The organism is Dyella sp. SG609, from assembly GCF_012275375.1.
GTDB classification, from domain to species: Bacteria; Pseudomonadota; Gammaproteobacteria; order Xanthomonadales; family Rhodanobacteraceae; genus Dyella_D; species Dyella_D marensis.
The window spans coordinates 63,121-83,165 of record NZ_JAAZQJ010000004.1 but is presented as its reverse complement, the minus strand read 5'-3'; the positions used below and the strand labels follow the sequence as shown (position 1 = coordinate 83,165).

Annotated in this window: 17 protein-coding genes, 1 tRNA gene and 1 pseudogene; 10 read left to right on the top strand and 9 right to left on the bottom strand. The window is 68.6% G+C overall.

The features are described 5' to 3' along the window. Positions 1-577: 577 nt before the first annotated feature. From FHW85_RS08985 to FHW85_RS08965, 5 genes are all read right to left on the bottom strand, one after another. A complete protein-coding gene (locus tag FHW85_RS08985; protein WP_167252533.1) occupies positions 578-1,861 on the bottom strand; it encodes a HAMP domain-containing sensor histidine kinase in 1,284 nt (427 codons plus the stop codon). Continuing rightward, entirely contained in the window at positions 1,845-2,531 is a 687-nt protein-coding gene (locus tag FHW85_RS08980) for a response regulator transcription factor (RefSeq protein WP_026633768.1), read from the bottom strand. The genes FHW85_RS08985 and FHW85_RS08980 overlap by 17 nt, the downstream gene beginning before the upstream one ends. A 310-nt stretch (positions 2,532-2,841) precedes the next feature. Next, positions 2,842-3,732, bottom strand: a complete 891-nt coding sequence (gene rimK, locus FHW85_RS08975; RefSeq protein ID WP_167252534.1) for a 30S ribosomal protein S6--L-glutamate ligase — start codon at positions 3,730-3,732, stop codon at positions 2,842-2,844. Then, a complete protein-coding gene (locus FHW85_RS08970; protein WP_167252535.1) occupies positions 3,729-4,181 on the bottom strand; it encodes a RimK/LysX family protein in 453 nt (150 codons plus the stop codon). The genes rimK and FHW85_RS08970 overlap by 4 nt, the downstream gene beginning before the upstream one ends. A gap of 49 nt (positions 4,182-4,230) precedes the next feature. After that, positions 4,231-4,304, bottom strand: a tRNA-Gly gene (locus FHW85_RS08965). A 240-nt stretch (positions 4,305-4,544) separates the two neighbouring features. Between FHW85_RS08965 and FHW85_RS08960 the strand changes: the two genes are divergently transcribed. The 5 genes from FHW85_RS08960 to FHW85_RS08940 all read left to right on the top strand — a co-directional run bounded on the left by FHW85_RS08960 (position 4,545) and on the right by FHW85_RS08940 (position 10,792). Then, entirely contained in the window at positions 4,545-6,971 is a 2,427-nt protein-coding gene (locus tag FHW85_RS08960; RefSeq protein ID WP_168648029.1) for a FecR family protein, read from the top strand. Between the two features lie 72 nt (positions 6,972-7,043). Beyond that, positions 7,044-7,244, top strand: a complete 201-nt coding sequence (thiS, locus tag FHW85_RS08955) for a sulfur carrier protein ThiS (RefSeq protein ID WP_026633771.1) — start codon at positions 7,044-7,046, stop codon at positions 7,242-7,244. A gap of 31 nt (positions 7,245-7,275) precedes the next feature. Next, entirely contained in the window at positions 7,276-8,076 is an 801-nt protein-coding gene (locus tag FHW85_RS08950; RefSeq protein WP_167252537.1) for a thiazole synthase, read from the top strand. Between the two features lie 2 nt (positions 8,077-8,078). Then, a complete protein-coding gene (gene trmB, locus FHW85_RS08945; RefSeq protein ID WP_168648028.1) occupies positions 8,079-8,780 on the top strand; it encodes a tRNA (guanosine(46)-N7)-methyltransferase TrmB in 702 nt (233 codons plus the stop codon). A gap of 194 nt (positions 8,781-8,974) precedes the next feature. After that, positions 8,975-10,792, top strand: a complete 1,818-nt coding sequence (locus FHW85_RS08940) for an SLC13 family permease (RefSeq protein WP_167252752.1) — start codon at positions 8,975-8,977, stop codon at positions 10,790-10,792. Position 10,793: 1 nt separating this feature from the next. Here the strand turns inward: FHW85_RS08940 and FHW85_RS08935 are convergent, their stop codons facing one another. Further along, positions 10,794-11,135 (bottom strand): Rieske 2Fe-2S domain-containing protein, encoded by a 342-nt coding sequence (locus FHW85_RS08935; RefSeq protein WP_167252539.1) that lies wholly within the window; start codon positions 11,133-11,135, stop codon positions 10,794-10,796. 78 nt (positions 11,136-11,213) lie between these two features. On the opposite strand from FHW85_RS08935, the gene FHW85_RS08930 reads away from it, so the two are divergent. The 4 genes from FHW85_RS08930 to FHW85_RS08915 all read left to right on the top strand — a co-directional run bounded on the left by FHW85_RS08930 (position 11,214) and on the right by FHW85_RS08915 (position 14,981). Beyond that, positions 11,214-11,495 (top strand): hypothetical protein, encoded by a 282-nt coding sequence (locus FHW85_RS08930; protein WP_167252540.1) that lies wholly within the window; start codon positions 11,214-11,216, stop codon positions 11,493-11,495. A 78-nt stretch (positions 11,496-11,573) separates the two neighbouring features. Beyond that, complete coding sequence (locus tag FHW85_RS08925; protein ID WP_168648027.1) at positions 11,574-12,431, top strand: methylated-DNA--[protein]-cysteine S-methyltransferase; 858 nt, start codon at positions 11,574-11,576, stop codon at positions 12,429-12,431. 148 nt (positions 12,432-12,579) lie between these two features. Continuing rightward, on the top strand, positions 12,580-13,500 hold the full coding sequence (yedA, locus tag FHW85_RS08920) for a drug/metabolite exporter YedA (RefSeq protein ID WP_168648026.1): 921 nt from the start codon (positions 12,580-12,582) through the stop codon (positions 13,498-13,500). Positions 13,501-13,565: 65 nt separating this feature from the next. After that, positions 13,566-14,981 carry a TIGR00366 family protein gene (locus FHW85_RS08915; RefSeq protein ID WP_210427743.1) on the top strand — a complete coding sequence of 472 codons (1,416 nt, stop codon included), beginning with the start codon at positions 13,566-13,568 and terminating at the stop codon, positions 14,979-14,981. Positions 14,982-15,083: 102 nt separating this feature from the next. Here the strand turns inward: FHW85_RS08915 and FHW85_RS08910 are convergent, their stop codons facing one another. After that, positions 15,084-15,962, bottom strand: a complete 879-nt coding sequence (locus tag FHW85_RS08910) for a LysR family transcriptional regulator (RefSeq protein WP_167252543.1) — start codon at positions 15,960-15,962, stop codon at positions 15,084-15,086. 91 nt (positions 15,963-16,053) lie between these two features. Between FHW85_RS08910 and FHW85_RS08905 the strand changes: the two genes are divergently transcribed. Continuing rightward, positions 16,054-17,478: an MFS transporter gene (locus tag FHW85_RS08905; protein ID WP_168648025.1), complete on the top strand. Its 1,425-nt coding sequence runs from the start codon at positions 16,054-16,056 to the stop codon at positions 17,476-17,478. Positions 17,479-17,526: 48 nt separating this feature from the next. On the opposite strand, the pseudogene FHW85_RS08900 reads toward FHW85_RS08905, so the two are convergent. Together FHW85_RS08900 and FHW85_RS08895 are read right to left on the bottom strand one after the other, a co-directional pair. After that, positions 17,527-18,890, bottom strand: a pseudogene (locus FHW85_RS08900) (ABC transporter permease). Then, positions 18,871-20,034 carry an FtsX-like permease family protein gene (locus FHW85_RS08895; RefSeq protein WP_168648023.1) on the bottom strand — a complete coding sequence of 388 codons (1,164 nt, stop codon included), beginning with the start codon at positions 20,032-20,034 and terminating at the stop codon, positions 18,871-18,873. The pseudogene FHW85_RS08900 and the gene FHW85_RS08895 overlap by 20 nt, the downstream one beginning before the upstream one ends. Positions 20,035-20,045 lie beyond the last annotated feature (11 nt).

Here is a 20,045-nt window from a genome sequence, read left to right as displayed (position 1 = left end):
GCACGATCCTTTGCGGCACGAAAAGCAGGCACGCGTTAGCCGGCGTTAATCGCCCAGGTAATGCATTTGAAATATCGGATAATCGCGACCGAACCGGTCCGCCACGGCCAATACGGCCATGTTTCAAAATGTCGCGTACCATCGATTTTTATGACGCAGACGGCTACCAGCACCGGCATCGCAACGGCCGGGACAAGCTGTGACGGATCTGCTGGGTGACGCGGGTGACGGAATGGGGGATTCCGCATGACGTATTGGAAAATACGCTAAGACTTTTCCCCTACCCTGTTCCCGGCTTTGAGTGTCCATGCCTGAACGGGAGCTTGTCCATCGGGGGAAATGTGCTTCGCATCACAGATTGTGCGGCGCAGCAAGAGTTTGCCAGGAAAATGAGAAATTAATGGCGAAGGATTTGTCAACGAAGCGCGGAATTAATGCGGACTATTGCGCCGCATGAAAATCGCGTCAATGCGCGGATTATCTGACCGCATTATCCGGCCGATCATGAAATGGCCGTCAATTCACTAATGTGAAATCACGCATCGGCATGACCTGATAATCATGCCGATGTGCCACGTCACTGAAACACGATGCAGGCGATCGCCCCGTTGGTATCCGGCCGCGGACGCATCGACACGTCCCAGCCATAGAGCTCGCACAAGCGCCGCACGATCGCCAGGCCCAGCCCCGCGCCGCTGCCGCCGGCGCCTTCGCCGCGCACGCCGCGCTGGAACAGGCGCTCGGCGTCTTCCGGCTTGATGCCGGGGCCGGTGTCGATCACTTCGATGCGGTCCTTCTCGACCTTCACCGTGACCTGGCCTTCCAGCGTGTACTTGATGGCGTTGCCGATCAGGTTGGTGAGCGCGACCGACAGCACCGAGGCCGGCGCATTGATGCTCAGGCCGCCGTTCACCACCAGCTCCACGTTGAGCGGCTTGTCGCGCATCTGCGGGCGCTGGCTTTCGATCACGTCGGAGGCGACCTTGGCCACCTCGGTGGTCTCGCCGCGCGTGGGGCCGCGGCGTTCCGCGCGCGACAGCAGCAGCAGCGCTTCGATCAGTTCGGTGGCCTGGCGCGAGGCGCGCTCGATGCGCTTCAGGCGCTCGCGCAGCTTGTCGGTAAGGTCGGGCGAACCCTGCAGCAGTTCCGTGGTGCTGGCGATCACCGCCAGCGGCGTGCGCAGCTCGTGGCTCACGTCGGAATTGAATTCGCGGTCGCGCTCCACCATCGAGGTCAGGCGGTTGGCGTATTCGTCCAGCGCCAGCGCCAGCTCGCCCACTTCGTCGTCAGCGAAATGCGGCGCCAGCGGCTCGGCCTTGCCGTTCTTGCGGAACTCGCGCAGGCGCTGGGCCAGTTCGCTCACCGGCTTGAGCACCTTGCGCGACAGCCACAGCCCCAGCGCCAGCGAGATCAGGCCGAACAGGAAAACCGCGGCGAGCACCGCGGTGAGCAGCTGGCGCTTGCCCAGTTCGTCGCGCGAGACGTCGTACTGCACGAAGCTGATCACGCCGTCCTTGCGGCGCACGGCCAGCTTGTAATGATGCGGCTTGCCGTCCGGACCGGTCTCGAACAGGTCGTGCACGCCGGTATCCAGGGCCTGCCAGGACAGCGGCGCCTTATAGATGGTGCGGTCGCTCCAGGATGCCGCCTTGATGATTTCGAACGCAGGCGCCCGGTCCGGGTGGGCCAGGACTTGTTCGTTGAGGCGGTCCACCTCGTCCTGCAAGGCCGAGGTGATGAGCTGGTTCTCGACGCGCTCGCGGATGTTGAGCGCCGCGAAGGCAAACAGGGCGCTGAGGCCGAACCCGAACAGCGCGAAGCTCAGGACCAGGCGAAAACGAAGCTTACGTCTGGACCGCATCCGGGTCGACCATGCGATATCCGATACCGTGCCGCGTGTGGATCAGCGGCTTGTCAAATGGTTTGTCGATCGCCGCGCGCAGTCCGTGGATATGCACGCGCAGGCTGTCGCTGTCGGGCAGTTCCTCGCCCCACACGCGCTGTTCCAGATCCTGGCGGGTGACCACCGAAGGGCTGGCTTCCATCAGCGCCTGTAATAGCTTCAGGCCGATCGGGTTGAGCTGGATCGACTTGCTGTCGCGGGTGACGGTGAGCGTGTCCAGGTTGTAGGTGAGGTCGGCCACCTTCAGCACGCGGCTCTGCGGGCCCTTGCCGCGGCGCGCCAGCACTTCCAGGCGGGCGGCCAGTTCCTGCAGGGCGAACGGCTTGGTCATGTAGTCGTCGGCGCCGGACTCGAAGCCGGTGAGCTTCTGCTCCAGCGCATCGCGCGCGGTGAGCATCAGCACCGGGGTCTGCTTGTGCGCCTCGTGGCGCAGCTTGCGCGCCACGTCCAGGCCGTCCATGCCGGGCAGGGTCAGGTCCAGCACGATCACGTCGAATTCGTTCACCACCGCCAGGTGCAGGCCGGTCACGCCGTCGCCGGCGAAATCGACCACATGGCCGCGATCCTCCAGGTAATCGCCGATATTGGTCGCGATATCGCTGTTGTCTTCGATCACCAGTACGCGCATACGCCACTCCGTGTCGCCGCCGGCTTGGGTCCGGCCATGGCGGCAAGCTTAACAATTTGCGCCGGGGAAGGTGGGCGCGAGGCCGGCAGCAGGCTGCAATCTCTTGCGCGGCCGTGAATCGGGCCCAAAAGAAAAGGCCCGGAGGCGCGGCGGGAAGCCGCTCCATCCGGGCCCAAGCTACTGCCCCGATACCGTAATCTGCTGTCACTAGACCATAGCGGTTGAAGTGCCAAGCAAATTGCAGTGGGACCTTTATAGGGGCGGTGGAGTTACGGTGTGGTTAACCCGTACTGAGGCCACCGTTAACCGTTCAGCGTGCGGCGGCTTTCCGCTGATGCTGCTCGAGGTGCTTGATGATGTGCGCCGACACGTCGACGCCCGTCGCCGCTTCGATGCCCTCCAGTCCGGGCGACGCATTCACTTCGAGAATGAGCGGCCCGCGCCTGGAACGCAGCAGGTCGACGCCGGCAATGCCCAAGCCCAGCGCCTTGGCCGCGCGGATCGAGATCTGCCGTTCTTCGGCGCTGAGTGTCGCCGCCTGCGCGCTGCCGCCGCGATGCAGGTTGGCGCGGAAGTCGCCGGGGCTGGCGTCGCGCTGCATCGCCGCCACCACCTTGTTGCCGACCACGAAGCAGCGCAGGTCGCTGCCGTTGGCCTCGCCGATGAACTCCTGCACCAGGAAGTTCGCGTACAGGCCGCGGAAGGCCTCGATCACGCTCTGCGAGGCGCTGCGCTTTTCCGCCAGCACCACGCCGGTGCCCTGGCTGCCTTCGTTGAGCTTGATGACGTGCGGCGGGTCGCCCAGCATGGCCAGCACGTCGGCGGTGTCGTCGGGGTTGTCGCCGAACACCGTCACCGGCATGTCCAGGCCCTGCGAGGCCAGGATCTGCAGCGCGCGCAGCTTGTCGCGCGCGCGCAGCACGGCGTCGGACGGGTTGGGCGTGTACACGCCCATCATCTCCAGCTGGCGCAGCACCGCGGTGCCGTAGAAGGTGCTGGTGGTGCCGATGCGCGGGATCACCGCATCGATGTCCTTCAGCGGCTTGCCCTTGTAGCGGATCGCCACGTCGCCGGGCGCGATGCGCACGTAGCAGCGCAGCGGGTCGAGCACGCGCACCACGTGGCCGCGCTCGCGCGCCACCTCGACCAGGCGCTGGGTGGAATACAGGCGGGAATTGCGCGAGAGGATGGCGATCTTCATGGGACATCCGTGGCCGCGAGGGGATGGCGCGGTTGGGTGTAGGAGAGGGCCGGGTCCACCGCGAAGCGCCCGTGCAGCGCCGTGCGTCCCAGCAACATGGGAAACAGCATATGCCGCCGATCGGTCAGATTGACGTCGACGCTGAAGCTGCGCCCGGCCAGTACCAGGCCGGTGCGGATGAACCAGCGTTCGGTGCGCCTGCCGCCGGTGTCGATGACCACGCGCCGGTCGTGCGCCGGCGCCTCGCACAGCCGCCCCACGCGATGGCCGCGGCCGGTGCGCACGACGAAGCGCAGCCAGGTGGCGCCGTCGCGTTCGAAGGTTTCCAGTTCTTCCACGTGCAGCGCGCTGCTGCGCGCGCCGGTGTCGAGCTTGACCTTGAGCGAGTGAATGCCGAGGTCCGGCAATGCCAGGCGCTCCCGCCAGCCGAGTGTGATCACATCCGCCATCTTCAGCGCACTGATTCGGGAGAGGGGCTCGGTGGGGCGAGGGCGGGAATGGAGCGGGTGAAGGGAATCGAACCCTCGTCAGTAGCTTGGGAAGCTACAGCTCTACCATTGAGCTACACCCGCAACGACGGCGGATGGTAACCGGGAGCCGTGCGCTTGGGAACAACCCGGCGGCGGCTGCCCCGCGGACGCGTCCGAACGCGCGGTGAACCGCAGATAGCGGCCGGCTGAATCGCGCGCGGGACTGAACGAATTCCTTGCGCACGGCGCGCAGCGCGGCATGCACATAATCGGGCCGTCGGCGTCCGGCCATCCCATGCGTTCTTACGGACGTCATCAACGCGCAACGCTCTGGAGAACGTCATGCGTCTTCCCTATTCCTTCATGGCACGCGCCTGGCCGCTCGCCGCGGCGGCGGCGCTGTTATGGTGCGCGGCCGGCCTGGTCCAGGCCCAGTCGCAGCCACCCGACAGCGACGCCGGCGATCCGCCGTCGCGCGTCGCCCGGCTCTCCTATGAATCCGGCGACCTCGGCATGCTCCCCTCCGGCACGCAGGATTGGAGCGATGCCAGCCTCAACCGCCCGCTCACCAGCGGCGACCGCCTGTCCACCGGCGCCGACGGCCGCGCGGAGCTCGAACTCGGCGGCGGCAGCCTGCGCATGGCGCAGAACACCGATTTCGGCCTGCTCGATCTGAACGACCAGGTCGCCCAGGTGGAACTGACCCAGGGCACGCTCAACCTCGCCGTGCGCAACCTCGGCGAAGGCGAGAGCTACGAGATCGACACGCCCACCGCCGCGCTGGTGATCACCCAGCCGGGCACCTTCCGCGTCGACATCGACCGCGACGGCCACACCACCGACGTCACCGTGTTCCGCGGCCAGGCCACGCTGTACGGCGAGAACAATGCGCAGCGCATGGTCAATGCCGGCACGCGCTACGTCATTGGCGATGCGGCGCTGAACCAGGTGTCGCTGGAGGACATCGGCGACCGCGGCGACGCCTTCGACGACTGGTGCTACCAGCGCGACCAGCGCTACGCGAATTCGCCGAGCCGCCGCTATGTCTCCGACGAAGTGGTCGGCTACCAGGACCTGGACGATCACGGCGACTGGCAGACCGATCCCGACTACGGCGCCGTCTGGTACCCGTCGCAGGTGGCGGCCGACTGGGCGCCGTACCGCGACGGCCACTGGGCCTGGGTCGCCCCCTGGGGCTGGACCTGGGTGGACGACGCGCCCTGGGGCTTCGCCCCGTTCCATTACGGCCGCTGGGCCTTCGTCGGCCACCGCTGGGGCTGGGTGCCGGGGCCGGTGGCGGTGCGTCCGGTGTATGCGCCGGCGCTGGTCGCCTTCGTCGGCGGCGGCAACTGGAGCGTGTCGATCGGTATCGGCGGCGGCGCGCCGGTGGGCTGGTTCCCGCTCGGCCCGCGCGAGGTCTACAACCCGTGGTACCGCGCCAGCCGCAACTACTACACCAACGTCAACGTCACCAATATCTATGTGCGCAACGTCAACCGCACCACGGTGATCAATAACATCAACAACCAGTACAACTATTTCCGCAGCGGACGCCCGGCGCCCAACGTCGCCTACGCCAACCGCGGCGTGCCGCACGCCTTCAGCGCCGTGCCGGGCCGCACTTTCGCCAGCGCGCAGAACGTGCGCCGCAACCTGGTCCAGGCCGATCCGGGCCGCTTCGCCGCCGCGCCGGTGCTCGCCCGCGGCGTGGCGATCCAGCCGACCCGCGCCAGCTTCGCGCCGCCGCGCCCGGCCAATGCGCGGCCGCTGCCGGCGGCCGGCTTCCAGCGTGAAGTGGTGGCGCGCCGCGCACCGCCGGCCAACCCCATGGCGCGCCCGGTGGCCGACGACGTGCGGCCGAACCGCCTCGGCCAGCAGCGCCCCGGCATGCCGGTGGCGCCGCCGTCGAACGTGCGCGTGCTGGGCAGCGCCGGTCCGGTGGGCCCGAACGGTGCGAATCGTCCGATGCCAGGCCGCGACACCGCCGCCACCGTGCCGGCGCGCCTGCCGCCGGTCGGCAACCGCCCCGATAACGCCAGCGTCGACAACGCACCGCGCCGCTTCGAAGCCAATAACCGCCCGGACAACGCCGCGAACGCGCCGAACGCACGCCCGGACATGCGCCCGAACGAACTGCCCTCGGCCCGCTTCGCCCACCCCGACGCCGCCGACCGCGCCGCCTGGCAGAACCGCCGCGATGGCGGGCAGCCGATCGGCAACGACAACGGCCGCGGCAACAACCCGCGTCCTGGCGTGAGCTTCGTCACCAACCCCGAGCAGGACCGTGCCCGCCAGGCGCAGATGCAGCCGCAGCCGCAGGCCACCCCGCAGCCGCGCAACCTGCCCGACGTGCAGCGCTTCAACCGCCGCGACGAGCCGGGCGCCGCGCCCGAAGCGCGCCAGCCGCGCTACGAGCCGCAGCCCAACCGCCAGGACGACCGTCCGCAACCGGAGCGCCAGCTGGACCGCCCGCAGCCCATGCCGCAGAACGCCGCCCCGCGCGACTTCCGCCAGGCGCAGCCGCAGCCCTCGTTCCGCCAGGAGCGCAATGAACCGCAGCCGGAGCCGCGCATCGAACGCGCCCCGCCGCAGCGGGCCGAGCCGATGCCGCAGCCCAGCCTGCGCGAAGCGCGGCCTGCCTACGAGCGGCCGAACCCGCCGCCGCAACCGCAGCCGCGCGAACAGGCCCGGCCGCAGCCGCCCCAGAACCAGAACCACGGCGGCGAACACCGTCCGCCGCCGCGCGGCAAGGAAGAGCACCAGAACTGAAGCGCCCCACGAGCCCGGCACACGCCGGGCTCTTTCTTTGGGCATCACGCCGGCAGCGGCTACAATGCCGCGATGCAGATCATGCTCAATGGCAGCCCACGCGACTGCGCCAACGCCATCACCGTCGCCCAGCTGCTGCAGGAAGCCGGCTACGGCGACCGCCGCGTGGCGGTGGAAGTGAATCGCGAAATCGTCCCCCGCAGCATGCACATCCGCTGGGTCCTCGCCGAGGGCGACCAGGTCGAGATCGTGCACGCCATCGGCGGCGGCTGATGCCCCGCCCCTCCCCCGTGTCCGAGACCCCATGAACACCAAGACCCACGACGTCGCCGACCCGCTCGTCATCGCCGGCAAGAGCTACGGCTCGCGCCTGCTCACCGGCACCGGCAAGTACAAGGATTTCGACGAAACGCGCCGCGCCACCCAGGCCGCCGGCGCCGACATCGTCACCCTGGCGATCCGCCGCGTGAACATCGGCCAGGACGCCAGCCAGCCCAACCTGCTCGACGCACTGCCGCCCAGCGAATTCACCCTGCTGCCCAATACCGCCGGCTGCTACAACGCCGTCGACGCCGTGCGCACCTGCCGCCTTGCGCGCGAACTGCTGGACGGCCACAAGCTGGTGAAGCTGGAAGTGCTCGGCGACGAGCGCACCCTGTTCCCCGACGTGGTGGAAACCCTGAAAGCCGCCGAGACCCTGGTCGCCGACGGCTTCGACGTCATGGTCTACACCAGCGACGACCCGATCCTGGCCAGGCGCCTGGAACAGATCGGCTGCGTGGCGGTGATGCCGCTGGCCGCGCCGATCGGCTCGGGGCTGGGCATCCAGAACCGCTACAACCTGCTGGAAATCATCGAGAGCGCCAAGGTGCCGATCATCGTCGACGCCGGCGTGGGCACCGCCTCGGATGCCGCCATCGCGATGGAACTGGGCTGCGACGGCGTGCTGATGAACACCGCCATCGCCGGCGCCAGGGACCCGGTGCTGATGGCGCACGCGATGAAGCTGGCGATCGAGGCCGGCCGCGCCGCCTTCCGCGCCGGCCGCATCCCGCGCAAGCGCTACGCCTCGGCGTCCAGTCCGATCGACGGCACCATCGGCTGAGCATGGGCGAGCACAGCGAAGACAGCGCGCCGTACCTGCGCCGCATCCGCAGCTTCGTGCTGCGCGAGGGCCGCATGACGCCGGCGCAGCAGCGCGCCTTCGACGAACACTGGGCGCGCTTCGGCATCGACTACAGCGCCACCGTGCAGGACTACCCCGCGCGCTTCGGCCGCCAGGCGCCGCTGGTGATGGAGATCGGCTTCGGCAACGGCGAGGCGCTGGCCTGGGCCAGCGAGCACGATCAGGCGCGCGACTATCTGGGCATCGAGGTGCACGGCCCGGGCGTGGGCCGGCTGATGAATGCGCTGGCCGCGCGCGATGCCGCCAATGTGCGCCTGTACAAGCACGATGCGGTGGAAGTGCTCGAACACGAGATCGCCCCCGGCACCCTGGCCGAGGCGCGCATCTGGTTCCCCGATCCCTGGCACAAGAAGCGCCACAACAAGCGCCGCATCGTGCAGCCGGAGTTTGTCGCGCTGCTGGCCTCGCGCATGGCGCCCGGCGGCCTGCTGCACCTGGCCACCGATTGGCAGCCCTACGCCGAGCACATGCTCGAAGTGATGGAAGCGGCGCCGGACTGGCGCAACGACGCCGGCCCCGGCCAATACGCCGAGAAACCCGCATGGCGCATCGAGACCCACTTCGAGCGGCGCGGCCTGAAGCTGGGCCACGGCGTGTGGGATCTGCTCTATCGCCGCGCCTGAGGTGCGGCGTGTCCCCAGGGACGGCTCCGATTCACCAGTGAAGCAGTGGCACCGCCTATACTCGCCGGCCAGAGCAAGCTGACAAAAACAGGGACGAGTCTTCGCAGCGTGACGCAAGCACCGCCCAACGCCATCCACCTTCGCCCTCTGGTCCGACAGGAAGCCAGCTAGTGGGACTCTCGCTCACCCCCGAAATGATCCTGGTGCTCGGGCTGGTGGGCTTCACCATGCTGATGCTGGTGCTGGAGTGGATCCGCGCCGACGTGGTGGCGCTGCTGGTGGTGGTGGTGATCGGCCTGACCGGCCTGATTCCCTCCGACCGCGTGTTCAACGGCTTCGCCGGCAACGCGGTGATCGCCATCATCGCGATCATGATCATGGGCGCGGGGCTCGACCGCGCCGGCGTGCTCGGCCTGACCGCCAACTTCGTGATGCGCATGGCGCGCGGCGTGGAATCGCGCCTGGGCGTGGTGATCAACCTGGTCACCAGCCTGTTCAGCGCGGTGATCCCCAGCCAGGCGCTGGCCGCGCTGATGATCCCGGTCACCAGCCGCCTGGCCGCGCGCACCGGCGTGCCGCTGTCGCGCCTGCTGCTGCCGATGGCGTTCTGCATCCTCACCGCCACCAACACCACGCTGATCGCCAACTCGCCGCTGATCGTGCTCAACGACCTGATCGCGAGCGCGAACGCCAACCTGCCGCCGGGCGCGCACACCATTCCGAAGTTCGGCCTGTTCAGCGTGACCCCGGTCGGCCTGGTGCTGGCGCTGTGCGGCGTGCTGTTCTTCTACCTGTTCACGCCCAAGCTGCTGCCGGAGCGCGAGGACGAGCGCCTGAAAGTGACGCCGGGCCGCACCGAGAGCTACTTCGCCGAGACCTACGGCATCGTGGGCGAGACCGCCGAGCTCACCGTCACCGCGGAAAGCCCGCTGGTCGGCATGAGCATCGGCGAGGTGGAACAGCTGTACGGCGCGCCGCTGATCCTGGCGATCAAGAGCGGCACCGAGGCGCGCATGGCGCCGCCGGTGGACCACGTGATCTGGGTGGGCTCGGTGCTGGGCGTGCTGGGTCCGCGCGAGCAGCTCAGCCAGTTCGCCAACAACCAGCTGTGCAAGCTGTCGCCGCGCATGCGCCAGCTGGGCGAGCTGTTCAATTCCAGCCGCGCCGGCATTTCGGAGGCGGTGATCCCGCCCAGCTCGCGCTTCATCAAGCAGAGTGTCGCCGAACTGCGCCTGCGCAAGCGCTACGGCATCTCGGTGCTGGCGGTGAACCGCGGCGACCAGGTGTTCCGCGACGACGTGCGCGCGGTGAGCCTGCGCGCCGGCGACACCCTGGTGCTGCACAGCAGCTGGCGCGACCTGGGGCTGGCGTCGGAGGACAAGGACCTGGTCGTGGTCACCGACATCCCGAAGGAGGAACAGCGCCCCGGCAAGATCTGGCAGGCGGTGGGCTTCTTCGTGCTGGCCAAGTGCCTGGCCCTGTTCACCCACCTGGATCTGTCGGTGGCGATGATGACCGGCGCCATCGGCATGCTGCTCACCGGCGTGCTGAACATGGACGAGGCCTACAAGGCGATCAACTGGAAGACCATCTTCGTCACCGCCTGCCTGATTCCGCTGGGCTGGTCGATGGACGCCACCGGCACCGCCGCGTGGCTGGCGCAGGAGGTGCTGCAGCACCTGGGCAATGCCTCGCCTTACGTGCTGCAGCTGTGCCTGGCGATCCTCACCCTGCTGTTCTCGCAGGTGATGTCCAACGTCGGCGCCACGGTGATGATGGTGCCGATCGCCATCAGCGTGGCAGTGGCCACCGGCGGCAACCCGTCGGCGTATGCGCTGATCGTGGCGGTGTCCTCGTCCAACACCTTCCTGCTCACCTCCGGCCACCCCGCCCTGATGATGGTGGCCGGCCCCGGCGGCTACCGCGGCAAGGACTTCCTGCGCGTGGGCCTGCCGCTGACCGCGATGGTGCTGGTGATCACCCTGGTGGCGATCAACCTGATGTTCCGTTGAGTCAGCCGAGGCGCACTTCGCCGTCCACCACCTCCACCGCCACCGCGTGCAGGTGCTCGCCGCGGCAGGGGCCGCCGATGCACAGGCCGTCGGCGGTATTAAAGCTGGCGCCATGCGCGGCGCAGACCAGCACGCCGTCGCGGATCAGGAACTTGCCCGGCGCCCAGTCCAGCCGGCGCCCCGCATGCGGGCAGATATTGAGATAGGCCTGCGCGGCGCCGCCGTGGCGCACCACGATCAGGCTTTCTTCCCCCTCGGGCAGCGCGGCGTCGACGGCGATCGCTTCGCCGTCGATAATTTCGTCGAGGCGGCAGAGTGGCTGGGCGGGGGTGGCTGTATCCATCGGCACTTGTCTCTCGGGGGTGAAAGCCCCATCGTTACGCACGTAAGTCATTGATTTTACCACACGGATTTTTAACACATGCGCTTCACGCTGCCGTCTCCGCGTCGTTCCCGCCACCCGCTGGTCCGTGCCCTGTCGCTGCTGGTCGGCGTGGCGCTGGTGGGCGTGCTGCTGGTGTTCGGTCTGGTCGTGGCCGGCGTGCTGCTGGTCGGTGGCGGCCTGTGGCTGGCCCTGCGCCACTGGACCCGCAAGAGTAATGCCTCCGCCGCGGCGCCGCGCGCCGCCGGCACGCACCAGCCGGAAGTGCTGGAAGGCGAGTTCGTGGTGCTGCACCAGTCGCACCACCACGCCGCGCGCTGAGCGCGTTCGCGCAAGAAGCGGATAGTCCCGCCCATGCCGGATGGCTAGCCTGATGGCATGGACATCCGCACCACTCCCATGAACCACCGCCAGGGCACCGAAGCCGCGCTCGAACGCGCGCGTGCGCTGATCGAGGACGCCGAGCAGGCGCCCAGCCTGGACACCCTGGCCGAAGCCGCGGGCTTGAGCCCCACTTATCTGCAGCGCGCGTTCCGCCGCCGCTATGGCATGAGTCCGGCCGAATACCACCGCGCCCGCCGCTTCGGCCAGTTCAAGGCCTCGCTGCGCGACGGCGCGGCGGTGACCGACGCGGTCTACGACGCCGGCTTCGGCTCCGGCAGCCGCGTCTATGAGCACAGCAACCGCCTGCTCGGCATGACCCCGGCCAGCTACCGCGCCGGCGGCCTCGGCGCCAGCATCCGCTACACCACCACCGACACCCCGCTGGGCCGCCTGCTGGTGGCGACCACCGCGCGCGGCATCTGCTCGGTGACCCTGGGCGACGGCGACGCTGACCTGCAGCGCCGCCTGCGCGAGGAATTCCCCCAGGCCGAACTGGAACGCGTCGACGCCGGCCGCGAGGAATGGCTGGACGCGGTGATCGCGCGCATCGCTTCCGAACTGGGCTGGACCGACGCCGCCGCGCCGGAGCTGCCGCCGCTGGATATCGCCGCCACCGCGTTCCAGTGGCGCGTGTGGGACGCCCTCACCCGCATCCCCGCCGGCAGCACGCGCAGTTATGGCGAGATCGCCGGGGACATCGGCCTGCCGAAGGCGGCGCGCGCGGTAGGCCAGGCCTGCGGCAACAACCGGGTGGCCCTGATCGTGCCCTGCCACCGCGTGGTGCGCGAGGACGGTTCCATCGGCGGCTGGCGCTGGGGTGTCGAACGCAAGCGCGAGCTGCTGGCGCGGGAACGGCGGCGGGCTTCGGCCTGAGCCTAAAACCGGGTAATTCCGGCTGCGCCTTGATGCTCCCTCAAGGTAGCCTTGCAAACCGCTCGCTACTCGCCGTCCGGGCCACGCATTATCTTGCCGGGTCGCTAGACTAGTCGCCGCGCCCCTTCCCTCCCGCGCCATCCCCGCCATGACCGACCAGTCCGTTTCCAACGCCGTCCGCGCGGCGCAAGGCCCGTTCGCCGATACGCGCGTGATGATTCCGCTCGCGCTGTTCGCGCTGTACATCATCTGGGGTTCCACCTATCTGGGCATCCGCCTGGCGCTGGAAAGCTATCCGCCGTTCCTGCTCGCCGGCATCCGCTTCCTGTGCGCCGGCGTGCTGATGTTCGGCCTGCTGCGCCTGCGCGGCGTGGCCATGCCCACCGCGCGGCAGTGGCGCAATGCCGGCATCACCGGCGTGCTGCTGCTGGGCTTCGGCAACGGCCTGGTGTGCTTCGCCGAGCAAAGCGTCAGTTCCGGCATCGCCGCGGTGGCGGTGGCCAGCCTGCCGCTGTTCGCGGCGCTGTTCTCCGGGCTGTACGGGCAGTGGCCGACCGGGCGCGAAACCGTCGGCCTGGTGATCGGCTTCGCCGGCGTGGTGGTGCTCAACCTGGGCAGCAGCCTGTCGGCGTCGCGCATCGGCGCCATCGCGCTGATCGTGGCGGCGGCGAGCTGGGCCTTCGGCTCGATCTGGAGCAAGCGCCAGGACATGCCCGCCGGCCCGATGAACACCGCCGCTCAGATGCTGGCGGCCAGCGTGGCCCTGCTGCTGGTGGGCTTCGGCACGGGCGAACGCCTGCCCGCGCATCCGACCCTGCACGCGACGCTGGCGGTCGGCTACCTGGTGGTGTTCGGTTCGCTGATCGCCTTCAGCGCCTACCTCTACGTGCTCAAGAACGCGCGCCCCGCCGTGGCCACCAGCTATGCCTACGTGAACCCGCCGGTGGCGGTGCTGTTCGGCGTGCTGATCGCCGGCGAGCACGTAGGCCCGTACGACATCGCCGGCATGGCGGTGATCCTGCTCGGCGTGGCGATCATCACGCTGTTCAAGCAGCGCGCGAAGGGCTGAGACCAAGATCGTATTGCCGCTGTGCGCGGCTTGCGCCACCCTCCCCGCATTTGGGGAGGGCGGTCATGCCGAATGCGAACGAAGGTGCCCTGGCCCGCGCGGCCCTGCGCAGTTCCGCCTGGGCCGAACGCTGGTTTCCCGATGCATGGGTGTTCGCCGCGCTGGGCGTGATCCTGGTGGCCGGCGCCGCGCTGGCCTTCGGCGCCACGCCCACGGTCACCGTCAATGCCTTCGGCGACGGTTTCTGGAGCCTGATTCCCTTCACCATGCAGATGGCCTTCGTGGTGATCGGCGGCTATGTGGTCGCCACCGCGCCGGTGGTCGCGCGCTTTATCGAATTACTGGCGCGCGTGCCGCGCAGCGGCCGCGGCGCGGTGTGCTACGTGGGCCTGGTCAGCATGCTGGCTTCGCTGCTGTCCTGGGGTTTCTCGCTGGTGTTCGGCGGTCTGCTGGTGCGTGCGCTGGCGCGGCGCGGCGAGCTGCGCATGGACTATCGCGCGGCCGGCGCCGCGGCCTACCTGGGCCTGGGCGCGGTGTGGGCGATGGGGCTTTCCTCGTCCGCCGCGCAACTTCAGGCCAATCCCAAGAGCATGCCGCCGGGGCTGCTCAACATCACCGGCGTGCTGCCTTTCAGCCAGACCATTTTCCTCTGGCAATCGATCGTGCTCACCGCCGTGCTGATCGCGGTGTCGCTGCTGATCTGCTGGTTCACCGCGCCGTCGGAAGCGAGCGCGCGCACCGCGGAAGATTTCGGCGTGGGCGAAGCCACCGCCACGCCGCCGCTGCCGCCGCGCACGCGGCCCGGCGAATGGCTGGAATACAGCCCGCTGCTGTCGCTGCTGATCGGCCTGCTCGGGCTGGGCTGGCTCGGCTATGAGTTCGCCAGCAAGCCGGCGGTCACCGCCATCGCCAATCTCAATACCTACAACTTTCTGTTCCTCACCGTCGGCCTGCTGCTGCACTGGCGTCCGCGCAGTTTTCTCAACGCAGTGGCGCGTGCGGTGCCCAGCACGGCCGGCGTGCTGATCCAGTTCCCGCTGTACGGCGGCATCGCCGCGCTGCTCACGCATGCGCCGGGGCTGGGCGGCGACACGCTGGCGCATCGCCTGTCCGGCCTGTTCGTGCACATCGCTTCCACCGAGAGCTTCACCCTGGTGATGGGCGCGTACTCCGCCATCCTCGGCTTCTTCGTGCCGTCCGGCGGTGGCAAATGGCTGGTGGAGGCGCCATACGTGATGCAGGCGGCGAACGACCTGCACGTGCACCTGGGCTGGGCGGTGCAGGTCTACAACGCGGCCGAGGCGCTGCCCAACCTGATCAATCCGTTCTGGATGCTGCCGCTGCTGGGCGTGCTCGGTTTGAAGGCGCGCGACGTGGTCGGCTTCACCTTTATCCAGCTGGTGGTGCACGTGCCGCTGGTGCTGGGCCTGCTGTGGCTGCTGGGCATGACCCTGACTTATGTGCCCCCAGTGATGCCATAACGCACAGCGCAGGTTGGGGTGAGCGCAGCGAACCCCGACGGATGTCCCGATGTACCCGGGCGCCACGTTGGAGTTCGCCTACGGCTCACTCCAACCTGCACATCAGGCTGCGTTGACGCTGGCTTTGAGGGCCGCGGCAAGAATGCGCACCGCCTCGCGCGTGCGCGGGTCGGCGGCGCGCTGGTGCAGCACGATGCGCGTCAGCGGCAAGCGCGGCAAACCCAGCGGCTCGCCCACATCGACGATCGAAGGCGGACATACGCGCCTTGGCAACGGCGCCACCGCCAATCCCGCGCACGCAGCCGCCACAACCGCAGGCAAGCCGCCGCCGACGAACACCTCGGTCCACGCCACGTCCGCATCGTCCAGCGCCTTCAAGGCCATCGCGCGCACCGCGCAAGGCGCCGCGAGTGCCGCAAGACGCAGCGGCTCGCCCGCCGGCTGCTTCCAGTCCGGCAGCGCGTACCAGGCATACGGCTCGCTGAAGAGCAGCTCGCCACCCGGACGCCCGTCGGCGCTGCAGACGATGGCCGCGTCGAGTTCGCCGTTGTCATAGGCGGCCATCACGCTGACCGAGGAACCGATGCGTACCTCGATGCGCAGCGAGCGGTCGTAAGCGCCGATCTTCGCCAGCAGCTGCGGCAGCTCGGTGCCGGCCGATTGATCGCTGATGCCGACGCGCAGGCTGAGCCGCGCTTCCGTGCGCCCATGCAGCGCGCGCTCATGGGCTTCCAGCAAGTCGCGGGCGGCATCGAGAAACGCCGCGCCTTCCTGCGACAGCCGCACGCGCCGCGGCGTGCGTTCCAGCAGCCGCCGTCCCAGCCGTTCCTCCAGCCGCTTGAGCTTCAGGCTGACCGCCGACTGGGTGGTATCCAGCGCCTCGGCCGCACGGGTGAAGCTGCTCAGATCCGCCACCAGCACGAAGGCCTGCACCGCATCGAGATCCAGCGGCCGGATCAATGAACCATTTTCGATCGTCATGATTGAAATATCCGTCGATCAGTTTTTCTTATCTTAAGCCGGTACTACGCTGCACGCCATTCCCACCTCCTTCCCCATCGAGGAGACCGCCATGACCCCGACCGACGCGGGCGACCCGCGCCGCTGGTTGGCCTTGCCCGTGCTGCTGACCGGCGCCTTCCTGCCACCGCTGGATTTCTTCATCGTCAACGTGGCCCTGCCCTCGATCCGCGGCGCACTGCACGCCAGCGCCGCCCAGACGCAGTTCGTGATCTCGGCCTATGCAGCGATCTACGCCGTCTGCCTGATCACCGGCGGCCGCCTGGGCGACCTGTTCGGCCGCCGCCGGCTGTTTCTGCTCGGCATCGCCGGCTTCGTGCTGGCCTCCCTGCTGTGCGGCCTGGCCTGGTCGGCGGATGCGCTGCTGGCCGGCCGCCTGCTGCAGGGCCTGGCCGCGGCCGCGCTGGCGCCGCAGGTGCTCGCCTCGATCCGCGTGATGTTCCCCAGCGCCGAGCAGCCGCGTGCGCTGGCGCTGTACGCGGCGACGTTCGGCCTGGCGGCCACGCTCGGCCAGGTGCTCGGCGGCGTGCTGATCGCGGCCGGCTGGTGGGGCATGAGCTGGCAGTGGATCTTCCTGGTGAATCTGCCGGTGGGCATCGCCGCGTTTGCCGGCGGCCTGCGCTGGCTGCGCGAGTCACGCGAGGCGCGGGCGAAGAAGCTCGATCCCGGCGGCATGGCCCTGCTCTCCATGGCGCTCGCCGCGCTGGTCTATCCGCTGGTGGAAGGCCGCGAGCAGGGCTGGCCGTCATGGACCTGGGCCATGCTCGGCGCCTCGCTGCTGCTGTTCGCGCTGTTCCTGCGCTTCGAGGCGAAGCTGGCGCGCCACGGCGGCGCGCCGCTGGTCGACGTGAGCCTGCTGCGGCATGGCGAATTCATGCTCGGCATCGTCGTTACCCTGGGTTTCTATCTGACTTCGGCTTTCATGTTCACTTATGCGGCCTATCTGCAAGGCGGCCTGGGCCGCGATGCCTTGCATACGGGCCTGGCGACGCTGCCGTTCACGCTCGGCTATCTGTTCGCCTCGGTCACTGCCGCGCCAGTCATGCACCGATTGGGACGCGCCACGCTGCCGCTGTCGCTCGCGGCGCAGGCGGTTGGCTTCGCGCTGATCATCGCCGGCATCAGGAACGCCTCCGCCATGCAGACGGGCCTGATCGTCTCCGGCATCGGCTTCGGCTTCGCGTTCCCGTCGCTGATGCGCGCCGTGCTCGGCAGCGTCGATGCGCGCCACGCCGGCCTCGCCTCCGGCATGGTGATCACCGCGCTGCAGATCAGCGCCGCGCTCGGCGTGGCGGTCATCGGCGGCGTGTTCTACAGCACGCTGGGCGCGGCGCGCGACCCGTCGGCGTACGCGCACGCCTTCACCACGGGCCTGGGCTGCAACGTCGTCGCGCTCGCCGTCATCGCGCTGCTGGCCAGCCTGCTCGGCCGCCATGGCGTGGCGAATGCCAGCGTGCAGGTGGCGCCGGAGGCATAAAAAAAAGGGCCGCGATGCGGCCCTTTTCTCCAACTTCGATTCAGCGCATCACAGCTCGCGCAAGGCCGTCGTCACCGGCAGCCGTGCCGCGCGCACCGCGGGGAACAGGCCGCCCACGAAGCCGATCGCCAGCGCCCACTTCACGCCGGTCCACAGCAGTGCCGGCGAGACGTGGAACTCGAAGGTGAGCTGCCCCACCGAGCCCTGCGCCAAGGTCGAGGCGGTATAGCCGTTGAAGATCAGCCATGCCAGCGCGCCGCCGAGCACGCCGCCGAGCAAGGCCAGCAGCATGGTCTCCAGCATGATCGCCACCACCACCGGCAGGCCGCGGAAGCCGATCGCGCGCAGCGTGGCGATTTCGCGGGCACGCGAGGCCACCGCGGCGAACATGGTGTTGAGCGCGCCGAAGATCGCGCCGATCGCCATGATCAGGCCCACCGTGATGCCGATGATGCGGATCACCTTGCTGGTGCCCTCGGACTGCTTGTTGAAGTAGTCCAGCGTGGTGCTGGTATCGACCTTCAGGCGCGGGTCGGCGGCCAGGGTGGACTCGAACGCCTTGAAGCCGTTCGGGTCGGCCAGCTTCACGATCACCGAGGCGCGGCTGGAGCCGCGGCGGTAGGTGTCGGACACCACCGAGGCATCGCCCCACACTTCCGATTCCAGCGCGTCGTCGCTGGCGAACACACCGACCACGGTCCATTGCTGGCTGCCCAGCTTGATCTCGTGGCCCGGCTCCAGGCCAGCGAACTGGCGCTGCGCACCCTTGCCCACCACCAGCTCGCGCATGCCGGGATTGAACTTGCGGCCGGCGACGATCTTGAGGTTGGGCCGCAGCTCCCAGCCTTGCTGGTCGATGCCGCGCAACTGCACGCTGCCCTCGTCGTCGGCGCCCTTGCCGCCCTTCACCGGCAGGTTGGCGGCGACCACGATTTCGGACGACGCGATCGGCTCGCCCTTGGCATTGCGAGCGATGCCCGCGGTCTGCGGAATCACCACCACGCTGTCGCGGTCGAGCACCGACATCACTTCGCTGGCCGAACCGCCGCGCATCACGATGGCGGTATCGGCGCTGCCGGTCTTGCGCAGCGTCTCGGCGTAGCCTTCGCCCATCGCCAGCAGCGCGACCAGCACACCGACCACGCCGGCAATGCCGATCACCACCACCGCGGAGGAACCGAGCCGCGACTTCAAGGTGCTGATGCCCACGCCGGTCACCGAGGCGGCCTGCCTGCCGCGGCGGGTCAGGCCCAGCCAGAGCGCGAAGGCCAGCACCAGCACGCCGACCATGAGCGGCGGCAGCTTGATCCACACCGCCAGGCACACGATCACCAGCACGAAGAGGCCGAAGCCGAACAGGAAATTCTTGGATTTGGACATGGCGTCGGCTCCTCAGCGTCCAGCCAGTGCATCGACAATGTTCAGGCGCATCGCGCGGACGGCCGGCAGCGCACCCACCAGCAGTCCGATCAGCACCATGATCCCCAGGCCGAGCATCCAGCTGCCGCCGGTCACGCCGGGCAGGTTGAGCATGCCGCCGCTGCCCTTGGCCACGATCGGAATCAGCAGCGAGGCCAGGCCCAGCCCGATCACGCCGCCGATCAGCAGCAGCAGCACCGACTCGGCCAGCACCATCATCAGCACCGAGGGGCTGGTGAAGCCGATGGTCTTGAGCACCGCCAGTTCCGAAGTGCGCTCGCGCACCGCCTGCATCATGGTGTTGCCCGACAGCAGCAGCAGGGTGAAGAACACCGCGCCCATGATCGCCCCGACGATCAGGCCGATATCGGCAAGTTGCTTCATCCACGCCGCGGCCGCAGCCTGTTCGGTCTGCGTGCGCGTCTCATGGTCGGAGTTGGCGGAGATCGCATCGATCGCCTTGGCCACGCGGTCGGCCTGGTTGACGTCGCTGATGCGGCTCACATACCAGCCGACCATGCCGCGGTTGTACGCGGTGCCTTCGTCGAAGTACTTCCAGTGCATCAGCACGGTCTGGTCGTACCAGCCCGCGCTGGCTTCCTTGGCCTTGAGCGTGCCGACGATGTCGAAGCTCCAGTTCTTGCTGCCGTCATGCAGCGGAAAGATGGTCGACTGCAGCGGGATCTTGTCGCCCACTTTCCAGCCGAAGCGCTGCGCCAGCTTCTCGCCCACCAGGATGCCGGTGCGCGTGTCCTGGAACGCCTTGCGCGCCTCGGGGCTGGCTTCGATTTCCGGGAACTGGTCCAGGTAGTTGTCGCTCACCGCGAAGCTGAAGACCTGGTTGTGCGGGTCCTGATAGGCGCCGCCGAACCAGTTGGCGAATGCCACCGACTTCACCCCCGGCACCTGCGCGATCTGGCCGTTGAGGCCGGAAGGCAAGGTCTGGATGAAGGACAGGCGCGAGCCGGTCTGCAGGCGCTGCGCGCCGTTCGCGCTCTGGCCGGCCTGGTCGAACGAGGTGCGCACCGCGTCGAGCATGCCGAACAGCAGGAACGCGGTGACGATCGAGACCAGGGTGAGGATGGTGCGGGTCTTGCGCCGGAACAGCGCCGCCCAGATCAGATGAAGATATTTCATCGCGGCATCCC